This is a genomic window from Pseudomonas sp. B23(2017), assembly GCF_002113725.1.
In the GTDB taxonomy this organism is placed as follows: Bacteria; Pseudomonadota; Gammaproteobacteria; order Pseudomonadales; family Pseudomonadaceae; genus Aquipseudomonas; species Aquipseudomonas putida_Z.
The window spans coordinates 72966-93741 of record NZ_NEJM01000011.1; the positions used below are offsets into that span (position 1 = coordinate 72966).

The 20776-nt window shown below is 63.2% G+C and carries 17 protein-coding genes; 9 read left to right on the top strand and 8 right to left on the bottom strand.

The window, feature by feature from the left end; genetic code table 11:
* Nucleotides 1–72: 72 nt before the first annotated feature.
* The 3 genes from CAG46_RS17940 to CAG46_RS17950 form a co-directional block, all read right to left on the bottom strand.
* Entirely contained in the window at nucleotides 73–1167 is a 1095-nt protein-coding gene (locus CAG46_RS17940) for a hypothetical protein (protein WP_085616728.1), read from the bottom strand.
* A gap of 3 nt (nucleotides 1168–1170) precedes the next feature.
* The gene (locus CAG46_RS17945) at nucleotides 1171–2832 is read right to left on the bottom strand and encodes a hypothetical protein (RefSeq protein WP_085616726.1); all 1662 of its coding nucleotides are present in this window, start codon (nucleotides 2830–2832) and stop codon (nucleotides 1171–1173) included.
* A gap of 375 nt (nucleotides 2833–3207) precedes the next feature.
* Complete coding sequence (locus CAG46_RS17950) at nucleotides 3208–4152, bottom strand: helix-turn-helix transcriptional regulator (RefSeq protein ID WP_085616724.1); 945 nt, start codon at nucleotides 4150–4152, stop codon at nucleotides 3208–3210.
* 177 nt (nucleotides 4153–4329) lie between these two features.
* Here CAG46_RS17950 and CAG46_RS17955 point away from each other — a divergent pair, with 177 nt between their 5' ends.
* The 6 genes from CAG46_RS17955 to tadA all read left to right on the top strand — a co-directional run bounded on the left by CAG46_RS17955 (nucleotide 4330) and on the right by tadA (nucleotide 9551).
* Nucleotides 4330–4776, top strand: coding sequence for a hypothetical protein (locus tag CAG46_RS17955; RefSeq protein ID WP_085616722.1), 447 nt, complete (start codon nucleotides 4330–4332; stop codon nucleotides 4774–4776).
* A 2-nt stretch (nucleotides 4777–4778) separates the two neighbouring features.
* The gene (locus CAG46_RS17960) at nucleotides 4779–5438 is read left to right on the top strand and encodes a hypothetical protein (protein ID WP_081742338.1); all 660 of its coding nucleotides are present in this window, start codon (nucleotides 4779–4781) and stop codon (nucleotides 5436–5438) included.
* Nucleotides 5398–6096 carry a hypothetical protein gene (locus CAG46_RS17965; protein WP_085616857.1) on the top strand — a complete coding sequence of 233 codons (699 nt, stop codon included), beginning with the start codon at nucleotides 5398–5400 and terminating at the stop codon, nucleotides 6094–6096. Before CAG46_RS17960 ends, CAG46_RS17965 begins: the two co-directional genes overlap by 41 nt.
* Before the next feature lie 31 nt (nucleotides 6097–6127).
* Nucleotides 6128–7600, top strand: coding sequence for a M48 family metallopeptidase (locus CAG46_RS17970; protein WP_085616720.1), 1473 nt, complete (start codon nucleotides 6128–6130; stop codon nucleotides 7598–7600).
* An 89-nt stretch (nucleotides 7601–7689) separates the two neighbouring features.
* Nucleotides 7690–9072 (top strand): multicopper oxidase family protein, encoded by a 1383-nt coding sequence (locus CAG46_RS17975; protein WP_085616718.1) that lies wholly within the window; start codon nucleotides 7690–7692, stop codon nucleotides 9070–9072.
* Nucleotides 9072–9551 (top strand): tRNA adenosine(34) deaminase TadA, encoded by a 480-nt coding sequence (gene tadA / locus CAG46_RS17980; protein WP_085616716.1) that lies wholly within the window; start codon nucleotides 9072–9074, stop codon nucleotides 9549–9551. Before CAG46_RS17975 ends, tadA begins: the two co-directional genes overlap by 1 nt.
* A gap of 110 nt (nucleotides 9552–9661) precedes the next feature.
* Here the strand turns inward: tadA and mltF are convergent, their stop codons facing one another.
* Nucleotides 9662–11119: a membrane-bound lytic murein transglycosylase MltF gene (gene mltF / locus CAG46_RS17985; RefSeq protein WP_013971158.1), complete on the bottom strand. Its 1458-nt coding sequence runs from the start codon at nucleotides 11117–11119 to the stop codon at nucleotides 9662–9664.
* A gap of 357 nt (nucleotides 11120–11476) precedes the next feature.
* On the opposite strand from mltF, the gene purL reads away from it, so the two are divergent.
* Nucleotides 11477–15376, top strand: a complete 3900-nt coding sequence (gene purL / locus CAG46_RS17990) for a phosphoribosylformylglycinamidine synthase (protein WP_075043917.1) — start codon at nucleotides 11477–11479, stop codon at nucleotides 15374–15376.
* Between the two features lie 3 nt (nucleotides 15377–15379).
* The gene (locus CAG46_RS17995; protein WP_085616714.1) at nucleotides 15380–15691 is read left to right on the top strand and encodes an NGG1p interacting factor NIF3; all 312 of its coding nucleotides are present in this window, start codon (nucleotides 15380–15382) and stop codon (nucleotides 15689–15691) included.
* 103 nt (nucleotides 15692–15794) lie between these two features.
* On the opposite strand, the gene tatC is transcribed toward CAG46_RS17995, so the two are convergent.
* Genes tatC through tatA form a run of 3 tightly spaced genes read right to left on the bottom strand, consistent with a single transcriptional unit; the run spans nucleotide 15795 to nucleotide 17091 of the window.
* Nucleotides 15795–16556 (bottom strand): twin-arginine translocase subunit TatC, encoded by a 762-nt coding sequence (tatC, locus tag CAG46_RS18000; RefSeq protein WP_085616712.1) that lies wholly within the window; start codon nucleotides 16554–16556, stop codon nucleotides 15795–15797.
* Nucleotides 16553–16858, bottom strand: a complete 306-nt coding sequence (tatB, locus tag CAG46_RS18005; protein WP_085616710.1) for a Sec-independent protein translocase protein TatB — start codon at nucleotides 16856–16858, stop codon at nucleotides 16553–16555. The genes tatC and tatB overlap by 4 nt, the downstream gene beginning before the upstream one ends.
* Nucleotides 16858–17091 (bottom strand): twin-arginine translocase TatA/TatE family subunit, encoded by a 234-nt coding sequence (tatA, locus tag CAG46_RS18010; RefSeq protein ID WP_013971163.1) that lies wholly within the window; start codon nucleotides 17089–17091, stop codon nucleotides 16858–16860. Before tatA ends, tatB begins: the two co-directional genes overlap by 1 nt.
* A 145-nt stretch (nucleotides 17092–17236) precedes the next feature.
* On the opposite strand from tatA, the gene gspK reads away from it, so the two are divergent.
* Entirely contained in the window at nucleotides 17237–18202 is a 966-nt protein-coding gene (gene gspK, locus CAG46_RS18015) for a type II secretion system minor pseudopilin GspK (protein ID WP_085616708.1), read from the top strand.
* 329 nt (nucleotides 18203–18531) lie between these two features.
* Here the strand turns inward: gspK and CAG46_RS18020 are convergent, their stop codons facing one another.
* Nucleotides 18532–20592, bottom strand: coding sequence for a PhoX family phosphatase (locus tag CAG46_RS18020; RefSeq protein WP_085616706.1), 2061 nt, complete (start codon nucleotides 20590–20592; stop codon nucleotides 18532–18534).
* Nucleotides 20593–20776 lie beyond the last annotated feature (184 nt).

The window sequence follows — 20776 nt, forward strand, 5'->3', positions numbered from 1 at the left end:
GTTTTGAGTTTTCGCAATCGAGGCAAATGGTGGAGTGACGATCTGGCGTAAGTTGCCGAACCGAAAATCTGCTCATGGGGCTGGTATTTGAGGTTCGTGGATTTCGACCGGAGCCAAAATAGGCTTTGACGTACTCCAAAAAGTGAGCCCGGCGATGGCAACGGTGCACACTAATGCCAAGCCACACAGTCCGGCCAGGAGCCGACGCTGTTCGCGGCGAAAGCGTAGTTCGCCATTGCTCTGTTCGCTGCGTAAGACATGCAGCTCGGCTTGGTGCTCGGCCCGCTCCTGTTGTCGTTCGTTGCGTTCGTTAAGCAGCGTTTGGGCCTGTTCGGCCAGCACTTCGCGCAGTTCCGAGAGCTGGCGATCCAGGTCGCGGTGCTTCTCGTCCCGCTGCTGCGCTTGGAGGGCCAGGTCGGCATCGAGCCGTTCGGTCTGGCGGGCGGCTTCGCGGCGCTGTTCGTTAAGTGTAGCGAGCAGATCTTGCTCGACAGCCTGGAGACGTTGTTCCAGGGTTGAGTCGACCGCCTGCTGCAACTGCGTGAGGCGCTGTTCCAAGGAGCTCGCCTGCTCATCGATGACTTCCCGGAGTAACTGCTGCTGTTCGTCTAGCGCGTCCTGGATCTGTTGCATGCGATTGTCGAAGTCCGCCAGCAGGCGATCTCGGGTTTCCATTACTTCTTTGGCGATGCTGATCAGTATCTCGCCGTGTTCATCGGTCAGCCCCTGGACTTTCAACAGGTCGGTGACGTATTGGCGCAAGCCAGCGGCCTGGTGCTTGATCACGGCCTGGTGCTGTTCGAGGCGTATGTTCTGTCGGGCCAGTTCCTCGGCCTTGGCATCCAGGGTCTTCTGCTGGTCGGCCAGTTGCACCTGCTGCTCGGTCAGTTGCCGGGCTTGCAACGAGCTGATCACCATCAATTGGGCGAGAGTCTTGGAGAATTCCGCTTGCACTTGCTGGGCGTCGAGCTGGGCGTTCTTCAGTTCGCCGCGATTGAACAGCCGACCGAGAAAGTTACGCTGCTCGTGTTCGTCGCGGACCCGCTTGAAATCGTCGAGGCGCTTGAAGGTGCTGTGGAACTTCTCGTACACCTCAGCGATGTCGATCTGGGCGAGCAGGTCGTCGCTGGGGACGGTGCCGGCAAGTTGGGCAATGACCTTAGACATCCCTTATGTTTCCTTCCTGAACTGCTGAAGCAAAGAACCGAGGCGTTCGTTGAACTGTTTCTTGCTATCGATGGCCTGTGATAGCGAGGCGATAGTCGCCGCCTGTTCTCTTATAGCGCCTTGCGCGTGCTGTACTGAGGCTTGCGCGGCCTCGGTTGCCTGGTCGAAGCGCACGGCAATGCGCTGATTGACTTGGGCCATCATCCGGTAGCGCGCCGAAAGTCGAAATTGCAGCTCTACCTGTTCGATCATGCGCTCGCCCAGTTCGGCGGTGGCTTGCAGGACATCGATCTGCGCGTTGATGAAGTCGGTGCCCTTATCCAGCATCCAATCGATCAGCGAGTCGATGGCGTACATCAGCAGGGCGTTGGCCAGGCCGGTCATCAGGCCGGTGAGCACTGGAGCGATCATGCCGGCCAGCGGTGCGAGCAGCGGGATGCCGACGATGAAGGTGTTCACCGATTGCTCCAGGAGCATGCCGACACCCAGGGTGAACAGGCCGGCTAGGCTCTTGCTGACCGCACGCATGACCTCGGCGCCGGACATCTCCTCGGGCGGCCAGAGCAGCAGTTTGAGGGCTTTGAACAGCTCTTGCATACCTTCGCGGATGATGGTTACGACCTTGGCCGAGGTGGTAATTAGGTTGTTGATCAGGAAGGTCAGCAGATTGCTTACCAGGCCTTGCAGGCCTCCATCGAAGAAGGCTTCGAAGGCTGTTTTTAACTTGCCCTGCACGCGCTTGAGCACGCGCTCCACCCCTGCCACCACTCGATCGAGGAGGGGCTGCTGGTCGTTGCGCTGACTGACCACCTTATGCACTTCGACGAAGCTGCCGTTTACCACTTCGAACAACAGCACACCCATTGCTCGGCGTAGGCCGGTCTTACCGAATTCCTTCGCGCCTGTGATGCCCAACTCCTTGCCGTGGTAAAGCAGGCGGTCCTTGGTATCGGGCTGATGCTGGTCGATGGCCGCGCGGGCCTTATCGATCAGCGGCTTGGTGATGGATTCGTCGTAACCGTTTTCAGCAGAGAGCGCGATCTCAGCGGCGATATCGCTCTTTTCCCGGTTATTTTCGAAGGTAGTGAAATGTAGGTTGTCTTCTTCCGAGGCCAGCTTCTTGCGCTGCTCCGGTGTCAGCATCCAACCGCCTTCCTTATGCGCCTGTTTCAAGGGGATGGTGTGGTCCAGCTCTGCGTTCATCCACGGCTTGTCGCTGGACTTGGTAAACCGTTTGGTCGGTGCTTTCTCATTGGTATAGGCGTCGACAAAGGTCTGCGAGTTCATCGTGCCGTTCTTCACCGCGTCATTCTTCTTCTTCGTTTTCGCGGCGGAGTAGTCGTAGTCGGCTTTTCGGTCGTAATGCTCGGAATTCTTGGCGTAGATGTCCTGGTTGGCATTGTGCTGGGTGGTGACGTTGCCGCCGTCAATATCCGAGAACATCGCTGGGGTCAGGCCGAAGGGGCCGACTACCTGCTGCAGGGCTTCTTCGCGGCAGCGGTCGAGCAGTTCCTGAAGGCGCTTGTCCTTCAGCGCCTCGCGTCCGGAGCGAGGGCCACCGGGCACCTGCAACTGGCGTTGGTCGGCATCGACCACGGAGCTAAGCAGGGCATCGAGGTTGGCGGTGAGCAGCGGATCGACTTGTAGAGTCGGTCGGGAGGTCATGGGGCAGTCCTTGTCGAAAGAAGCCTGTGCAGCAGAGAAAAAGGCGACAAAGACATCATTAGGCCATTATTGATTGCCTTGACACAAGCTGCAGAATTTGGGGGCTGCCGGTCCGTGAATGTTAGAGATTCCCGCACCAGCGCAGTCGAGTCAGTAAAGGGAACTACTCCCGAGAGCGACGGGATAATCTGCGACAGATAAGGGATTATGCGTTGAGATGCGACATGGCATTTTTCATGGTCTTGTGCGGTGAATCCCGCAAGAAGTGCCGTTTTTGCTGAAGCATACCTGTTCGTTAATAATAGAGTGGGAATGATCCCGCCTCGCGGTTAATGAAACGGGCCTGCATTGCAGGCCCGTTTTTTTTGCCAAACCCTACTCGGCCCCGGGAGAATGCCCGAAATACGCCTTGTAGGCATGGCAGAAATTGGCAGGGTTGGCGTAGCCGACATGGTAGGCAACCTGCGATACCTGCCATCGACGCTCCAGCAGAAGGGCGCGGGCCAGTTCCATTCTTTGTTGCCGAACGTATTGCAGGAGCGACCGGCCGTATTCGTGGCTGAACGCGCGGCGCATGGTGGTTTCGCTCACCCCCAATTGGCGAGCGAGGGCTGCAGCAGTGGGCGGGGCGTTCAGGTTTTCGTCGAGCTGGCGGCGCGTTTCAACGGCGAGATCGCGGCGCCCCCGGTCCTGAATCTTCTCGGCAGACCTGTGCCCGATCAGGTGGCTGGCCAGCTCCAGCACGATGGCCAGGCTCAGGCTCTCGCAATGCAGGCGCCTGAGCCCGCCGGTGTAGGGCGACAGATAGAGCTGCTGAAACAGGCGGCTCACCGCTGGGCACTGCGGCAACTGGTCGAAGCGCATGCCATCGGCGACCAGCGCCAGCAGAGGCTTCAGCTGCGCGTCGTCCCGGGCCAGCTCGTGCAGGTAATCGCCAGCAATACGTACCCCGGCCATACGGGCGTGACTGTTGGCGGGCAATTGGTCCTGCGCCTCCAGGCTTTCACCAAGGCCCAGCATGTGCAATTGGCCAGGGGCATAACTGTTGAGCCTTCCGTCCACCGTGTGCTGCCACGCCCCGTCGAACACCTGCACGATGCACAGGCTTTGCGGCAACACCTTGTCGATCCTCAGCGGCTCCGGAAATTGCAGGTTGCAATCGAAGTACTGCAACCCGTCGTGTACCGTCTGCGCCCGATAGTGGCCGGACGCGCTGCCCATCACCCGGGCGCTGTTCGCGTCCAGCACACCGGCCTCGGCGAGTGACCCGGGGCTATCGAATGAAAAGTCGGTGTCGAGGTAGGGGCTGATCGATCGCATGTGCGCTAGGCATCCTTGGCTGAGGGCGGCATGGCCGGAAATGGTAACGCGTGCACATTTTCAGCGACAGCCATTGTGCGCACGGCGCTGTCTGTTGTGCGAACCGGTCAGCGGGGTTGGCTATTCGGACCAGGCTTATTTCAATGGGCGTTTGTTCCGATTCAGGATGGAAAAGACATGCTCGCTTATCGCAAATGGACTGCCCTTCTGGTGGCTGCGCTCAGCCTGTGGCTGGGCCAGGTTCACGCTGAAGAACGGCCGGAAGTGGCTGACCAGGTAATTGCCTACACGGGGACGCAAGGTGCCAAGGTGTGGACGCTGCGCATCGGTGCACGCGCCGCCAACGAAGCGCTGGTACAAATCGAGGGCGTCGATCACGAATGGAACATGCGCATCCAGAAAATGCAGGTGGAGAAAACCAGCAGGGATACCCGTTACTCCACCACCGTGGACGGCAAGAAATACGTTGTGCTGATCATCCAGGGCAACTGGGGCGGCGAACTGTATCTGCCGGGTGAGGCTCAGGCAATGCAGGTCGGCTATTCGGAAGGGCTGTCGCATCAGGGCAATGCCCAGGCATTCCTTACCGATTACCTGGCAGCACAGAACACGGAGGTGCAATGACCATGGGCGAGTTCAACGACCCGCTGTCCGAACTGTCTGGCTCGCTCGGTCAGGACTATGAGCAAAGCCGTGCCGCCCAGCGCGACCGAGTGATCGCTGAGCTCAAGCAAGTGATCGAGCGTGTGCCCGAGCAGAGCGAGTTCACCAACTCCCGGCGTTACCGGGTCTGGGGGCCAATATTGTTGCTGGGTTCCCTGATCATCACGGCCGTGACATTCAACCCTGAGCGCTTGGGGGCGGTTGCAGCCGGTGTCTTCATCACCTTGATTGCAGCAGCGGTGACCTGGCAACACCGTAATGCCGGTACCCAGGTATTCATGCGCCTGACCCGCCGGCAATTGTTTGTCGATACGCTGGATGCACCGGTAGACCTGGCGGAAGTGGAAGACGTTTCGGTCAAGGATGAAGGGCTGGTCATGGTGCAGACGCTGGAAATGAGCAGCGAAGCCGTCCTGCCAAAGCATCATGTGGTGAAACTGCAGTTCTTCGGTAACCAGGCCATGGTGTTGAAGAAACCGCGACCGCAGATCCGCATCATGTCCGCAGGCCTGGCCAGCAACGGACGCAAGCTGGGGAACGAGGAAGTGCTCGCCCTGCTGGCGGCCTACCGCGATGCGGCACATGCGCAACGGCAACTGGATCTGTTGCAGACCGATGGATAACGGCGAACGCGAAGCCCACCTCGCGTACCTGCAGGAGCAGGCTGATGGCCCCACCGACAGCTTCGTACTGCTGGAGCGCTCGCTCGGCAAGGCGCTGGCCTGCGCTGTGATTGGCCTGTTGTTCGGCGCACTGGGAATATGGCTGACCGCTCTGGCGGTGCACTTCAGTCCCGGTGCCAGCAGCGGTGTCATCTGGCTGATGTCTGGTTTCGGCCTCGGCCTGGCCGGCCTCGGGGTGGCGGGACTAGCCTGCGCCGTCGTGCTATACCGCCGGCACGGCAAGCGGGTGCTGAGTGTGACGCCAGATACCCTGTGCTTCGCCAACGCGCAGGCGCCGACCCCACTGCATTCCTTCGACGGCTTCGAGGTCGAGCAGGGTTACTTCACCACCCGGCTGATCTTTACCGTGTCGGCGTTCAGCCATGCACCAGCGCTGGCACCGGCCTGTTTCAGGGCGCTGGCCTCGCCTGACGCGGTGGTCGTCGCGGGCGGCTTGCGCGTCAGGCTGTGGTTGTGCACGCCCGTCGTGGCCGGGCGCCGCCTTGGCCTGCAGGAACTGGTGGATCTGCTTTATGCCTATGTGCAAGCGGCCCAGGCCAGGCGTACGTTGGCGCAGTTGTATCCGGGCGTGGCGCGTCTGGGTGAAGCGGCCAGATGAGCCTGATCGTGACCATTGGCGCTATGGGGCAATGAGGCGCTTCGGTTGGGGCCTGATCCTGCTGCTGTTGCCACTGGTGCTGTTTGGCTGGGGTAAAGTGCAGTACTGGCGGGCTGACACGGCGCAGGATCAGGCCCGGACCATACGGCAATGGCTGGCTGCCCCCAATGAGACGTTGCTACGCCAATTGCCGTGGGAAGCCCGCAAGCAGCTTGCCAGGCATCTCGATCCGCGGCAGGCCCTGCAGCGCCAACTGGACCTGCTCGATGCGGATCGCCACTGGGTAAGCGTACGCAAGATGATGGCCAGTGTGAGCTGCTGGCTGGCAGTGGCCGCTCTGCTGGCAGGCCTCTGGGCCTGGTTCAAGCTGAAGTTGGACGCCTGGCGGGCGCTGCGCTCTGCGGCCTACCTGCATGAGCGCATGATGGCCAGCTGGCAGGGCCTGGGCTGTTGCTTGAGCATTTACATGGTCATGCTTGCCGGTTCGCTTTGCCTGTCGTTGCTCTACGAGGCCAGTTCCGGAGCAAGCCGCGCAGCGCAGGGCGGCATGACGGTGCTGATCGTGGTGCTGCCGCTGGCCTCTGTTCTGGTTGTGTGTGTTCGCCAGGTCTGGCGAATGCGTCGGCAGTGGCCGCTGATGCAGTCTCCGACCGCCAGTTTTCTAGCCCGCCCGCTCGGCAGGCAGGCGACCCCAGCGGTGTGGCAGTGGATCGAGACCTTGGCAACGCAACTGCACGCGCCGGCCCCGGACCATATCGTGGTCGGGCTTGACCAAGGGTTTTTCGTCACCAGCGTTCCGATCCTGCTGCAGCCCGACGGGCAGGTCCTCAGGGGGCGCACATTGTATCTGCCTCTACCTTGCCTGGCCGCCTTGAGCCAGGCCGAGGCGGCCTCGATCATCGGTCACGAACTGGGCCATTTCAGGCGCCGTGATACGGAGCGGGGCAGCGAAACCAGTGCGCGTTTCAGCCTGATGTGCGCGCATTATTCGGCCATGGTCGGCGACGAGGATGCTCCGCGCTGGGTGGTTCGGCCCACCTTGTGGCTGACCGGGCAGTTCTTGCACCATTTCCAGCTTGCGGTTCATCACTGGGGGCGTGCACAGGAATTGCTGGCTGATCGGGCAGGTGCCGAAGTCGCTGGCCCGAAGCTATTCGTACAGGCGCTGTTACGGGTGATGGCCCTGGGCAGGGTGATCGACGGCTTGTTGGTCGCACACGGTGGCAGCAACCTTTTGCAGGCGCTGGCGGCGCACCTGCAAGGCACGCCGTTGCAACTGGGCGAGGAAGTGCTGGGGCTGGCCACTACCCATCCGTTCGATACGCACCCCGACCTCGCCACGCGCCTGAACAACCTGGACATCCTGCTCGACCCGCAATTGCTGCAGGCGGCCTTGCGCGTGCCGTCCGTTGGGGACCAGCAATGGTTCAACGACCTTTGTCTGGCCCCCGACAGCACGTGCGATAGCAAGGCTGCGGGCAGCATCGAAAGAGACTTCACTTAATATTTCCCATTTGCAGGTGTATCGTATTCGCCCTTCATCGTCAGCCATGCTGGCAGCTTGATTGCGCAGAACACGAGGTACCCGCACCGATGTCCTTCACCCGTCGACAAATGCTCAAGGGCCTGACCGGCCTGGTTGTGGTTGGCCTGGGCGCCGGTGGCGCGGCGCGTTACTGGCTGGGCAAGGTCGAAGACGACAATGCCGGCCATGACTACGAGCTGATCGCAGCGCCCTTGGACGTCGAACTGGTGCCGGGGCACAAGACCGAGGCCTGGGCCTTCGGCCCGTCGGCACCGGGTACCGAACTGCGCGTGCGCCAGGGTACCTGGCTGCGGGTGCGCTTCATCAACCACCTGCCGGTCGAAACCACCATCCACTGGCACGGTATCCGCCTGCCGCTGGAAATGGACGGCGTGCCCTATGTGTCGCAACTGCCGGTCAAGCCCGGCGAGTATTTCGACTACAAGTTCCGTGTGCCGGACGCCGGAAGCTATTGGTACCACCCGCACGTCAGCAGCTCCGAGGAGCTGGGCCGTGGCCTGGTCGGCCCGCTGATCGTCGAGGAGCGCGAGCCGACCGGCTTCCAGCATGAGCGCACGCTCAGCCTGAAGAACTGGCACGTGGACGAGCAGGGCGCCTGGTTGCCGTTCAGCATCCCGCGTGAGGCGGCGCGCAACGGCACCGCCGGGCGCCTGATCACCATCAATGGCCAGGCCGATTCGGTCACCGAGCTGCCAGCCGGCCAGGTTGTGCGGGTGCGTCTGCTTAACCTGGACAACACCTGGACCTACCGCCTCAACCTCAAGGGCAACTGCGAGGCAAGAATCTATGCTCTGGACGGCAACCCGGTAACCCCGCGCCCATTGGACGATGACTACTGGCTCGGCCCAGGCATGCGTATCTGCCTGGCTATCCGTATTCCCGAGGCGGGGGAGGAGATCTCCCTGCGCGACGGTTTCGTGCGCCTGGGCACCCTGCGTTCGGTGGCCAGCAACGACGCGCCGAGCGACTGGCCGCCGGCGCTACCGCCCAACCCGATCGCCGAGCCGGACCTGGAGAATGCCGAAAAGCTCAACTTCAATTTCGAGTGGGCGGCGAAAGTCTCGGTCACTACGGACCAGGACAGGCCGTCGAGCATGTGGCAGATCAACGGCCAGGCCTGGGATATCACCGACAAGACTTGCGCCGAGCGGCCGATTGCCACGCTGAAGAAGGGCAAGAGCTACATCTTCGAGCTGAAGAACATGACCCAGTACCAGCACCCGATCCACCTGCATGGCATGAGCTTCAAGGTGATCGGCTCCAACCGCCACGACATCAAGGAGCCGTGGTTCACCGATACCTACCTGCTGGGCAAGAACGAGCGCGCCCAGGTGGCGCTGGTGGCGGATAACCCGGGCACCTGGATGTTCCACTGCCACGTCATCGACCACATGGAAACCGGCCTGATGGCCGCGATCGCGGTGGTCTGATGCGCCCGCAGATCATCGATCGCAGCCGCGATCAGGAATTCATGCGCCTGGCCCTGGCCCTGGCCGCCGAAGGCGCGGCCATGGGCGAGGTGCCGGTGGGCGCGGTACTGGTGCAGCATGGGCAGGTGATCGGGCAGGGCTTCAACCGGCCGATCATCGACAGTGACCCCAGTGCGCACGCCGAGATGGTGGCCATTCGCGCGGCGGCGAAATCCGCCAGCAACTACCGGCTGCCCGGCAGCACCCTGTATGTGACCCTGGAACCGTGCAGCATGTGTGCGGGGTTGATCGTGCATTCGCGGGTGATGCGGGTGGTGTACGGCGCGCTGGAGCCCAAGGCGGGCATCGTGCAGAGCCAAGGGCAGTTCTTCGGGCAGGGCTTCCTGAACCACCGGGTGATGGTGGAAGGCGGGGTGCTGGCGGAGGAGTGCGGGCAGATCCTAAGTGACTTCTTCAAGGCCCGCCGGGCCAAGCGTTAACCTGTCAGGGCCCTATCGCCGGCAAGCCAGCTCCCACAGGATATCTGCAGGCCTGGGGGCAGTGGATAACTTGTGGGAGCTGGCTTGCCGGCGATAGGGCCCTGACAGGCCTACATCGGCGGCGATTGCTCTGCCGGCTTGTCCTTGTTCACCCCGGGCACATGCAGGCTGCCCTCGGCCACCTGGCCTTCGAGCTGCGGCTGGGTCACCCAGGTGAGGATGTCGTAGTAGCGACGGATGTTGGCCACGAAATGCACCGGCTCGCCGCCACGTGCATAACCGTATTTGGTCTGCCGATACCACTGCTTCTGCGAAAGCCGCGGCAGCATCTTCTTCACGTCCAGCCACTTGTTCGGGTTGAGCTTCTCGCGCTTGGCCAGGGTGCGGGCGTCTTCCAGGTGGCCGGTGCCGACGTTGTAGGCGGCCAGGGCGAACCAGGTGCGGTCCGGTTCCTGGATGCTGTCGTCGAGCTCTTCCTTGATCTTCATGAAGTACTTGGCGCCGCCCTGGATGCTCTGCTTCGGGTCCAGGCGGTTGGACACGCCCATCGCCTGGGCGGTGCGCTGGGTCAGCATCATCAGGCCGCGCACGCCGGTCTTGGAGGTGACCTCGGGCTGCCACATCGATTCCTGGTAGCCGATGGCGGCCAGCAGGCGCCAGTCCACCTGCTCGACCTTGGCGTAGCTCTTGAAGTGCTTCTCGTACTTGGGCAGGCGCTGCTGCAGGTGCTGGGCGAAGGTGTAGGCACCCACATAGCCCAGTACGTCGACATGGCCGTAGTAGCGGTCCTTCAGGCGTTGCAGGGTGCCGTTCTTCTGTGCCTTGTCGAGGAACTCGTTGACCTCGTTGAGCAGGCTGTTGTCTTCACCGGCCGCCACCGCCCAGCGCTGGTCGCGGGTGTCGCCCAGGTCGAAGGCAACCCGCACGTTGGGGAAGTACACCTGATTCATCGCCAGCTCGTTGGAGTCGACCAGGGTCAGGTCGATCTGGCCTTCGTCGACCATGCGCAGCAGGTCGACCACCTCGACGGCGTCGGATTCTTCGTATTCCAGGCCCGGGTACTGCTTTTTCAGCTCGGCCAGCTGGTCGGCGTGGCTGCTGCCCTTGAGCACCATGATCTTCTTGCCGACCAGGCCCTTGGCGTTGGTGGGGCGCGTGCGGCCGTTGCGGTAGATGACCTGTGGGGTCACTTCCAGGTAAGGGTGGGAGTACCTGACCTGGGCCTTGCGCCGTTCGCTGGTGACCAGGCCGGCCGCTGCCAGCACCGGGCCGGAGGGCTTGCCGAGGCTGTCGTACAGCTCGTCGAGGTTGTCGGCGGTCTCGATCTGCAGCTTTACGCCGAGATCCTCGGCGAAATGCTGGACCAGCTCGTACTCGAAGCCGGTTTCGCCGTTGCGGTCCTGGAAGTAGGTGGCCGGGCTGTTGCGGGTGATCACGCGCAGCACGCCATCCTCCTTCACGCGCTCGAGGGTGCTGGGTTTTTCAACGCAGGCACCGAGCAGCAGAAAGAGTCCGGTTGCGAAAAGCCATCTGGCGCAACGCTGGCGCAAAGCAGTGTGGGCGAACATAGGTTGCAGTATACGCAAAGGACTGGCCCAACCATATCTCGACAACTGTTAGCTTGTCTGGTAGCGCTTTATGTGCAATGGCGGCCTAGTCCCCTTGTAGGAGCGGCCTTGTGTCGCGATGGGGCGCGCAGCGGCCCCCAGATGTTAAGCTCTGCCGCAGATATCCCTGGGGCCGCTGCGCGCCCCATCGCGACACAAGGCCGCTCCTACAAGGCGAGCGAGGCAGGTGTATTTTTTTGACCCGCAAGTCCGGTTCCGCCGCCCGGCAGGCGTGGCTTAGAGCGGGTGCCGAAACCCTTCGAATTAGGCTAGAATGCACGGCCTCTAAGCACACCCCTTCCTGAGGCTGTCCCGACGATGTTGATCCTGCGCGGCGCTCCTGCCCTTTCTGCCTTTCGCCACGGTAAATTACTCGAGCAACTGAGCCAGAAAGTCCCCGCTGTTACTGGTTTGTATGCCGAATTTGCCCACTTCGCCGATGTCGACGGCGAGCTGACCGCCGACCAGCAGCAGGTGCTGGGGCGTCTGCTCAAGTACGGCCCGAGCGTGCCGGTACAGGAGCCGAGCGGCCGCCTGTTCCTGGTCGTGCCGCGCCTGGGCACCATTTCGCCGTGGGCCAGCAAGGCCAGCGACATCGCCCACAACTGCGGCCTGCAGTCGATCCAGCGCCTGGAGCGCGGTATCGCCTACTACGTTGCCGGCAACCTGAGCGAAGCCGACGCCGAACTGATCGCCGCCGAGCTGCACGACCGCATGACCCAGCGCGTGCTCGGCCAGCTGGAGCAGGCCGCTGACCTGTTCAGCCATGCCCAGCCCAAGCCGATGACCTCGGTGGACATCCTGGCCGGTGGCCGTGACGCCCTGGCCAAGGCCAACATCGACCTGGGCCTGGCCCTGGCCGAAGACGAGATCGACTACCTGGTCAACGCCTTCCAGGGCCTCAAGCGCAACCCGAACGACATCGAACTGATGATGTTCGCCCAGGCCAACTCCGAGCACTGCCGCCACAAGATCTTCAACGCCAGTTGGGACATCGACGGCCAGGCTCAGGAAAAGAGCCTGTTCGGCATGATCAAGAACACCTACCAGATGCACAACGAAGGTGTGCTGTCTGCGTACAAGGACAACGCCTCGGTGATCGTCGGCAACGTTGCCGGCCGTTTCTTCCCGAACCCTGAAACCCGCCAGTACGGCGCGGTGCAGGAGCCGGTGCACATCCTGATGAAGGTCGAGACGCACAACCACCCGACCGCCATCGCCCCGTTCTCCGGCGCCTCCACCGGCTCCGGCGGCGAAATCCGCGACGAAGGCGCGACCGGCCGTGGCGCCAAGCCCAAGGCTGGCCTGACCGGCTTCACCGTGTCCAACCTGCGTATCCCGGGCTTCGAACAGCCGTGGGAGCAGGCCTACGGCAAGCCTGAGCGCATCGTCGACGCCCTCGACATCATGATCGAAGGCCCACTGGGTGGCGCTGCGTTCAACAACGAATTCGGTCGCCCGGCGCTGACCGGCTACTTCCGTACCTTCGAGCAGGCCATCAACACCCCGCACGGTGAAGAAGTGCGCGGCTACCACAAGCCGATCATGCTGGCCGGTGGCATGGGCAACATCCGTGAAGACCACGTGCAGAAGGGCGAGATCACCGTCGGCGCCAAGCTGATCGTGCTCGGTGGCCCGGCCATGCTGATCGGCCTGGGCGGCGGCGCCGCTTCGTCGGTGGCTACCGGTGCCAGCTCGGCTGACCTGGACTTCGCTTCGGTACAGCGCGAAAACCCGGAAATGGAGCGCCGTTGCCAGGAGGTCATCGACCGCTGCTGGCAGCTGGGCGACAACAACCCGATCGCCTTCATCCACGACGTTGGCGCCGGCGGTATCTCCAACGCCTTCCCTGAGCTGGTCAACGACGGTGGCCGTGGTGGCCGCTTCGAACTGCGCAACGTGCCCAACGACGAGCCGGGCATGGCCCCGCACGAAATCTGGAGCAACGAATCGCAGGAGCGTTACGTGCTGGCGGTCAGCGCCGTCGACTTCGAGCGCTTCAAGGCAATCTGCGAGCGTGAGCGTTGCCCGTTTGCCGTAGTGGGTGAAGCGACTGAAGAGCAACACCTGACCGTAAGCGACAGCCACTTCGGCAACACGCCGGTAGACATGCCGCTCGACGTACTGCTGGGCAAGCCGCCACGCATGCACCGTTCGGTTACCCGCGAAGCCGAGCTGGGCGATGACTTCGACCCGAGCAAGCTGGACCTGGACAACGCCGTTCAGCGCGTCCTCAGCCACCCGGCCGTGGCCAGCAAGAGCTTCCTGATCACCATCGGCGACCGCACCATCACCGGCCTGGTAGCTCGTGACCAGATGGTCGGCCCGTGGCAGGTACCGGTGGCCGACTGCGCCGTCACCGCCACCAGCTTCGACGTCTACACCGGTGAAGCCATGGCCATGGGCGAGCGTACCCCGCTGGCTCTGCTGGATGCCCCGGCGTCCGGCCGCATGGCAATTGGCGAGACCCTGACCAACCTGGCTGCCTCGCGCATCGAGAAGCTGTCCGACATCAAACTGTCGGCCAACTGGATGTCTGCCGCCGGCCACCCAGGTGAAGACGCCCGCCTGTACGACACCGTCAAGGCTGTCGGCATGGAGCTGTGCCCGGAACTGGGTATTACCATTCCGGTCGGCAAAGACTCGATGTCGATGAAGACCAAGTGGAGCGACGAGGGCGTCGAGAAGAGCGTTACCTCGCCAATGTCGCTGATCATCACCGGCTTCGCCCCGGTCACCGACATCCGCAAGACCCTGACCCCGCAACTGCGCATGGACAAGGGCGAGACCGACCTGATCCTGATCGACCTGGGCCGCGGCAAGAACCGCATGGGCGCCTCGATCCTGGCACAGACCTACGGCAAGATCGCTGCCCAGGCACCGGACGTCGACGACGCCGAAGACCTGAAGGCGTTCTTCGCCGTGATCCAGGGCCTGAACGAAGATGGCCACCTGCTGGCCTACCACGACCGCTCCGACGGCGGCCTGGTCACCACCGTGCTGGAAATGGCCTTCGCCGGCCACTGCGGCCTCGACCTGCACCTCGACCCGCTGACCGACAGCAAGGGCGACGTGCCGGCCATCCTCTTCAACGAAGAGCTGGGCGCGGTCATCCAGGTTCGCCAGGATGCCACCCCCGATGTACTGGCACAGTTCAGCGCCGCTGGCCTGGGTGAAGGCTGCGTCGCGGTGATCGGCAAGCCGGTCAACAACGGTGAAGTGTCCATCAGCCTGAACGGCGAAGTACTGTTCGATGACGACCGCCGCATGCTGCAGCGCCAGTGGGCCGAGACCAGCTACCAGATCCAGCGCCTGCGCGACAACGCCGACTGCGCCGACCAGGAATTCGACCTGCTGCTCGAGGAAGACAACCCTGGCTTGTCGGTCAAGCTGGGCTTCGATGTCAACGACGACATCGCCGCGCCGTACATCAAGAAGGGCGTGCGCCCGCAAGTGGCCATCCTGCGCGAGCAGGGCGTCAACGGCCAGGTCGAGATGGCAGCCGCCTTCGACCGTGCCGGCTTCGCCGCCATCGACGTGCACATGAGCGACATCCTCGCTGGCCGTGTCGACTTCGAGGCCTTCAAGGGCCTGGTCGCCTGCGGTGGCTTCTCCTACGGCGACGTGCTGGGTGCCGGTGAAGGCTGGGCCAAGTCGGCGCTGTTCAACAGCCGCGCTCGTGACGCCTTCCAGGCCTTCTTCGAGCGTACCGACAGCTTCGCCCTGGGCGTGTGCAACGGTTGCCAGATGATGTCCAACCTGCACGAGCTGATCCCGGGCACCGAGCACTGGCCGCACTTCGTGCGCAACCGCTCGGAGCAGTTCGAAGCGCGTGTGGCCATGGTCGAAGTGCAGAAGTCCAATTCGATCTTCCTGCAGGGCATGGCCGGTTCGCGCATGCCGATCGCCATCGCCCACGGTGAAGGCCATGCCGAGTTCGCCAGCGAAGAAGCACTGCTGGCAGCCGACCTGTCCGGTTGCGTGGCCCTGCGCTACGTCGACAACCACGGCAAGGTCACCGAAGCCTACCCGGCCAACCCGAACGGCTCGCCGCGTGGTATCACCGGCCTCACCAGCCGCGACGGCCGCGTGACCATCATGATGCCGCACCCGGAGCGTGTGTTCCGTGCCGTGCAGAACTCCTGGCGCCCGGATGAGTGGCAGGAAGATGCCGCGCTGATGCGTATGTTCCGTAACGCACGGGTGTGGGTGAACTAAGGCGTGTACAAGCTCGCCTTCTTCGTCCCCGCCAGCCACGTCGAAGTGGTCAAGGCCGCTGTGTTCGCCGCGGGTGGCGGGCGCATCGGTGACTATGACCACTGCGCCTGGCAGACGCTGGGCCAGGGCCAGTTCCGCCCGCTGGACGGCAGCCAGCCGTTCCTCGGGCAAACCGGCCAGGTCGAGGTGGTGGAGGAGTGGAAGGTGGAGCTGGTGGTGGCTGACGACCTGATTGCCCAGGTCGTCGCTGCACTCAAGCAGGCCCACCCGTACGAGACGCCAGCCTACGAAGTCTGGCGGCTCGCCGAGGTCTAGACCGCATCAAGGCTATTCGCGGGTAAACCCGCTCCCACAGGGATCGCACAACCCTCGGATATTGTGCGATCCCTGTGGGAGCGGGTTTACCCGCGAAGAGGCACTACAATCCAGCCACAATCTCCTTGCCCTGCCCAGGCCGCTTCAACCACCCACAAGCCAGCAACCCCGCCTCGAACAGCACCCACATCGGCACCGCCAGCATCGTCTGCGAAAACACATCCGGCGGCGTCAGGATCATCCCCACCACAAAGCAGCCGACGATCACGTAGGGCCTGCTGCGCCGCAATGTAGCCACATCGGCCAACCCCACCCAGACCACGATAAACGTCGCCACCGGTATCTCGAACGCCAGCCCGAACGCCAGAAACAGCGCCAGGATAAAGTCCAGGTACTGGCTGATATCGGTCATCATCGCCACGCCCTCCGGTGTAACGCTGGCAAAGAAGCCGAACATCATCGGGAACACCAGGAAGAAGGCGAAGGCCATGCCGGCGTAGAACAGCACGATGCTCGACACCAGCAACGGCAGGGCAATGCGCCGTTCACGGCGGTACAGCCCCGGCGCCAGAAAGCCCCAGGCCTGGTGCAGCAGCAGCGGCATGGCGACGAACACTGCGCACATCGCGGTCAGCTTGAACGGTGTCAGGAACGGCGAAGTGACGCTGGTGGCGATCATGCTCGCGCCTTCCGGCAAGAAGCGCCGCAGCGGTTCGGAAATCAGCGTGTACAGCGTCTGGGCGAAGGGGAACAGCCCGGCGAACACCAGCGCCACCAGCGCCAGGCAACGCACCAGGCGTTTGCGCAGGTCGCGCAGGTGTTCGGTCAGCGGCATGCTCGCCGCCGGGTCCATGGCAATGCTCATGAAAGGTTTTCCTTGGGGGGAGCGACCGTGGCCGCATCATTGGCCGGCTCCGCTTTCAGGCTGATGCCTTGGCGGATCTCCTGTTCCAGGCGCTGCAAAGGCGCACTGTCGAGATTGGGTAGCTCGACAGCGGGCAGTTCGATCTCCCGCTCCACCTGCGTGCGCAGGGCGTGCATGGCCCTGCGCGCCTGGCCCAGGCCGCGCCCGAGGGTGCGTGCCGCCACCGGCAGGCGCTCCGGGCCTAGAACCAACAGCGCGACGATGCCGACCAGCAGCAACTCGCTGAAGCCTACCTCGAACATCAGGGCTGACGGTCCGCTTGCGGTTGCTGGGTACCCTGACCGGTCAGCGGGCACTGTTGCTGCACCTGCGTATGCGCTGGGGGAGTGGCGTCAGTGTCACCGCCCATGGACTTGCGAAAACCCTGGATCGCCTCGCCCACATCGCTGCCCAGGCCCTTGAGGCGCTTGGTACCAAACAGCAGGAATACGATCAGCAGTACGATCACCAGTTGCCAGATTCCAATGCCACCCATTGCGACCACTCCTGTAAGGTCATGAAAAGGAAAGACAATCCTGCCTCGCGCAGATGACGTACACATGACGAACGGTCACTGCCATCTACCTGCAACACCTGGCGTGTTGACTGGCGTCTTTATTCGGCGACAGAGGCAGGCAAGGATGGGTGGCAGGCAACAGCAGGGCGCGGCCCTGCTGATGGTGATGGTGGTGCTGACGATGCTGGCGGCGGGCATGGCCTGGCTGGTGGAAGATGGCCGCCGCCAGGTCGATGATGTGCGCCTGTTGCACCAGCGGGTGCAGGCGCGAGCGATGGAGCAGGCCGGCCTGGCCTATGCCGAACAGGCCCTGCGTGACCCCAGCTGGCGGCTTAGCCCGCTGTTCTGGCAAGCCTTGCGCGGGCAGCCGTTGAACTACGATTTTGGCGCCGGCCAGGCGCAGTTGCGGGTGCGCGACCAGCACACCTGTTTCAACGTCAATGCGCTGCTTGGCGCTGACGGCGAGCGTGCTGCGCGCCAGTTGCGTTACCTGCTGGGCGACGACATGGCTGCCGAGCGCCTGGTCGATGCCCTGGCCGACTGGCTGGATGCCGACAGCGATACCCGCCTGCAGGGCGCCGAGAGCGCCCAGTACCTGCGCCAGCAACCACCGCGCCTGGCGGCCAACCAGCCAATGCTCGATACCAGCGAGCTGAACTTGCTACTGGAGCCGGACGCCAGCCGCCAGGGCCGTTACCCGATGCTGTGCGCCTTGCCGCAGACCACCGGCTGGCGGCTGAATGCCAATGCCCTTGGGCTGGAGCATCTGCCATTGCTGGAGGCGCTGTATGAAGGGCGCTATCCGCGCTCGTTGCTCAGCCGCATCATCAGCGGTCGCCCGGCGTCGGGGTATGTGGATGCAACTGCGCTACGCCAGGCCCTGGGGGCGGTGGATGACGAAACCTTCGAGCGCTTGAGCGAAGGGCTGCTGCTGAACAGCGGGTACTTCCTGTTGCAGCTGTCGTTCGCGGAGGAGGGGCGGGTGATACGCAGCGAGTTCCAGGTGGAGGCGCTGGGGGTGGTGCAATGGCATGCCCGGGTACCGGCGCAGCAGGTGCGGGTGCGCAGCCGGGAGCCGATGGTGTGGTAGGGCTTGAGATTGCCGGGGCTGCTTTGCAGCCCTATCGCCGGCAAGCCAGCTCCCACAGGAGCTGCACATGACTTGAATCCGATGTGGTCGAGGTGGGAGCAACTGTCTTGCTCAAATTCTAAATGTTGGCGCAATCCCCTGTGGGAGCGGCCTTGTGTCGCGAAAGGGCTGCAAAGCAGCCCCAGCAATTTCAACTATTGCACATCAATCCTGGGGCCGCGTTGCGGCCCTTTCGCGACACAAGGCCGCTCCCACAGGTACAACGACAACCTCGAGAGCAACGCTGTACCTGTGGGAGCTGGCTTGCCGGCGATAGGGCCGCAAATCGATCAGGCGGTGCCGATCTCCCCGCCATCGATACGCTGGATCACCACCGTCGCAGCCCGCGGCCTTACCGTGGCACCTGCCGGGGTGGCATCGGTGGCCTTGTCGGTATACGGCCAGTTCTCCGGGTGCTGGATGTTGACGAACAGCGTCTTGTTGTCCGGGGTAAAGGTAATCCCGGTCACTTCGCAGCCATTCGGCCCGACGAAGAAGCGGCGCAGGTCCACCTGGTTCTGTGCGTTCACCGGCACCTGCTTGCCGCTGGCATCCACCAGGTTGGTGGGGATCACTGCCAGCAGCTGGTCGTTGGTGTAGTCGGTCACGGTGCTCTCGCCGTTGTCGGTCTCGAACCACAACACGCCACGGCTATCGAAGCTCATGCCGTCCGGGCTGGCGAACTGGTTCAGTTCGGTCAGGCCGGAGCGGTTGATGTCGGCAGTGCCGGCAGCGTTGGCGCCGAACACGAAGATGTCCCAGGTGAAGCTCAGCTGGTCGTCGCTGTCGTGCCAGCGGATGATGTGGCCGTGACGGTTCGGGCCGCGCGGGTTGGCTGCATCGACCTTTTCCGGCGTGCGCGCGCTGTTGTTGGTCAGGGTCAGGTACACGTCGCCGTTGAGCGGGTTGACCGTGGTCCATTCCGGGCGGTCCATCGGCGTTGCGCCCACGGCATCGCTAGCACCACGGGTGTTGAGGATGATGCCCGGCAGGTCGCCATACAGTGCGCCCAGGGTACTGCCGCCAGTGGTGGCGGTGGCCACGTCCAGCAGCAGCCATACGCCAGTGCCGTCGGCATTGAAGCGGGCCACGTAGAGCTTGCCCTGGTCAAGGTACTTGGCGCCGGTGGCCAGGCGGTCCGCCGGGTTGGCGTCGGCGGCGTCCCACACCGCAGTGGACACCCACTTGTACAGGTACTCGTTGTTCGAGTCGTCACCCATGTACCACACCAGCGGCTTGCCGGCGACAGGCAGGCCCGGGGCGCAGCCTTCGTGGCGGAAGCGGCCCAGCGCCGTGCGCTTGGTGGCCAGGGTGTTGCTGTTGTACGGGTCGATTTCGACGATGTAGCCGTAGGTGCTGGCTTCGTTGCGGTAGTCGTCTGTGGCGCTGGCGCCTTTGACCGTGACGTCGAAACGGGCGAATTCGTCGGCCACTTCGCTGCTGTCACCGGCTGCGGTTTCCCACTTGTACTGGCCGCTGGAGGTGCCCACGCCAATGCGGCGCTGGTCTTCGGGGCGGGTGCCCTTGTTGACGAAGATGCCTGGCCAGTTCTCTTCACAGGTCAGGTAGGTGCCCCAAGGGGTATAGCCGTTTCCGCAGTTGTTGTTGGTGCCGCGGCAGTGGGTGCCGGCGGTGGAGTACTTGGTCTTGACGTGCTCGGTACCCCGCAGCGGGCCGGTGATTTCCATGCGCGAGGCGGTAGTGAAGCGGCGGTTGAGCGGGTCGTTGTCGACCACCTGCCAGCGGCCGCCGATTTTCTGCAGGCGCACCACGCCGGCGCCGTGGGCGTTGATTTCCTTGCGCACTTCCTCGACCGGGCGCTTGCCGTTCACATCGGTGGTCGGGCCGGCCGGGTGCAGGGCGGCGGTGTCGATGTACTCGAAGTTGATCGCCAGCAGGCCGTCTTCGGAGCTGCCATTGATGGGGAAGAAGTGCATGCCGTCATGGTGCATGCCCATGGCGTTGGCCTGGTCGGTCGAGGTGTTGCTGCCGTCGGACTTCCACGGGTTGCCGTTGCTGTTGATCGGCGTGCCCCAGGGCGCCAGCACGTAGGCGCTGTAGCCGGCGGCAACCACGCAGGCGTCGGTGCGCGAGCCCGGGATGGACTGGAAGCCCAGTGCCAGTTTCGGCACTTCCGGCTCAGTCACGGGTGGCTCGGTGACCGGATCATCGTGATCGGAACCACCACCGTCGAAGCAGCCTGTCAGGCCGGTACCGGCAATCATGGCGATGGCGGCGCCCAGGCTGCCGCGCATCACGCTGCGGCGGCTCAGGTAGGCGTCCATGACGTTGGCCATCGGCAGGTTGCCGCTTTGGTTCCGGTCCAGGTTGTCGCCGGTATCTCGACTCATCAGGGTGTCCTTATGTTGGCTGAGTTAGAGGAAACCGCGACTTTAGTGCGCAAATATGATGATTCATTGGCAGAAATGTTAAGGGGGTTTTAAAACAACTCGCTCTTAGAAGCGTGCTCTACAGATCACTTTGGAATGGCTGTCGGATTTCTGCCATCAAACTGTAATGCCAACGCCGCAACAT

Bases quoted from the DNA above. Each gene is read 5' to 3' on its own strand.
- CAG46_RS17975 (WP_085616718.1), top strand. From the start codon at position 7,690: ATGTCCTTCACCCGTCGACAAATGCTCAAGGGCCTGACCGGCCTGGTT.
- tatC (WP_085616712.1), bottom strand. From the start codon at position 16,556: ATGAGCATTGCCATGGACCCGGCGGCGAGCATGCCGCTGACCGAACAC.
- CAG46_RS17950 (WP_085616724.1), bottom strand. From the start codon at position 4,152: ATGCGATCGATCAGCCCCTACCTCGACACCGACTTTTCATTCGATAGC.
- CAG46_RS17960 (WP_081742338.1), top strand. From the start codon at position 4,779: ATGGGCGAGTTCAACGACCCGCTGTCCGAACTGTCTGGCTCGCTCGGT.
- tadA (WP_085616716.1), top strand. From the start codon at position 9,072: ATGCGCCCGCAGATCATCGATCGCAGCCGCGATCAGGAATTCATGCGC.
- purL (WP_075043917.1), top strand. From the start codon at position 11,477: ATGTTGATCCTGCGCGGCGCTCCTGCCCTTTCTGCCTTTCGCCACGGT.
- CAG46_RS17940 (WP_085616728.1), bottom strand. From the start codon at position 1,167: ATGTCTAAGGTCATTGCCCAACTTGCCGGCACCGTCCCCAGCGACGAC.
- CAG46_RS17970 (WP_085616720.1), top strand. From the start codon at position 6,128: ATGAGGCGCTTCGGTTGGGGCCTGATCCTGCTGCTGTTGCCACTGGTG.
- tatB (WP_085616710.1), bottom strand. From the start codon at position 16,858: ATGTTCGAGGTAGGCTTCAGCGAGTTGCTGCTGGTCGGCATCGTCGCG.
- CAG46_RS17945 (WP_085616726.1), bottom strand. From the start codon at position 2,832: ATGACCTCCCGACCGACTCTACAAGTCGATCCGCTGCTCACCGCCAAC.
- CAG46_RS17955 (WP_085616722.1), top strand. From the start codon at position 4,330: ATGCTCGCTTATCGCAAATGGACTGCCCTTCTGGTGGCTGCGCTCAGC.
- tatA (WP_013971163.1), bottom strand. From the start codon at position 17,091: ATGGGTGGCATTGGAATCTGGCAACTGGTGATCGTACTGCTGATCGTA.
- mltF (WP_013971158.1), bottom strand. From the start codon at position 11,119: ATGTTCGCCCACACTGCTTTGCGCCAGCGTTGCGCCAGATGGCTTTTC.
- CAG46_RS18020 (WP_085616706.1), bottom strand. From the start codon at position 20,592: ATGAGTCGAGATACCGGCGACAACCTGGACCGGAACCAAAGCGGCAAC.
- CAG46_RS17965 (WP_085616857.1), top strand. From the start codon at position 5,398: ATGCGCAACGGCAACTGGATCTGTTGCAGACCGATGGATAACGGCGAA.
- gspK (WP_085616708.1), top strand. From the start codon at position 17,237: ATGGGTGGCAGGCAACAGCAGGGCGCGGCCCTGCTGATGGTGATGGTG.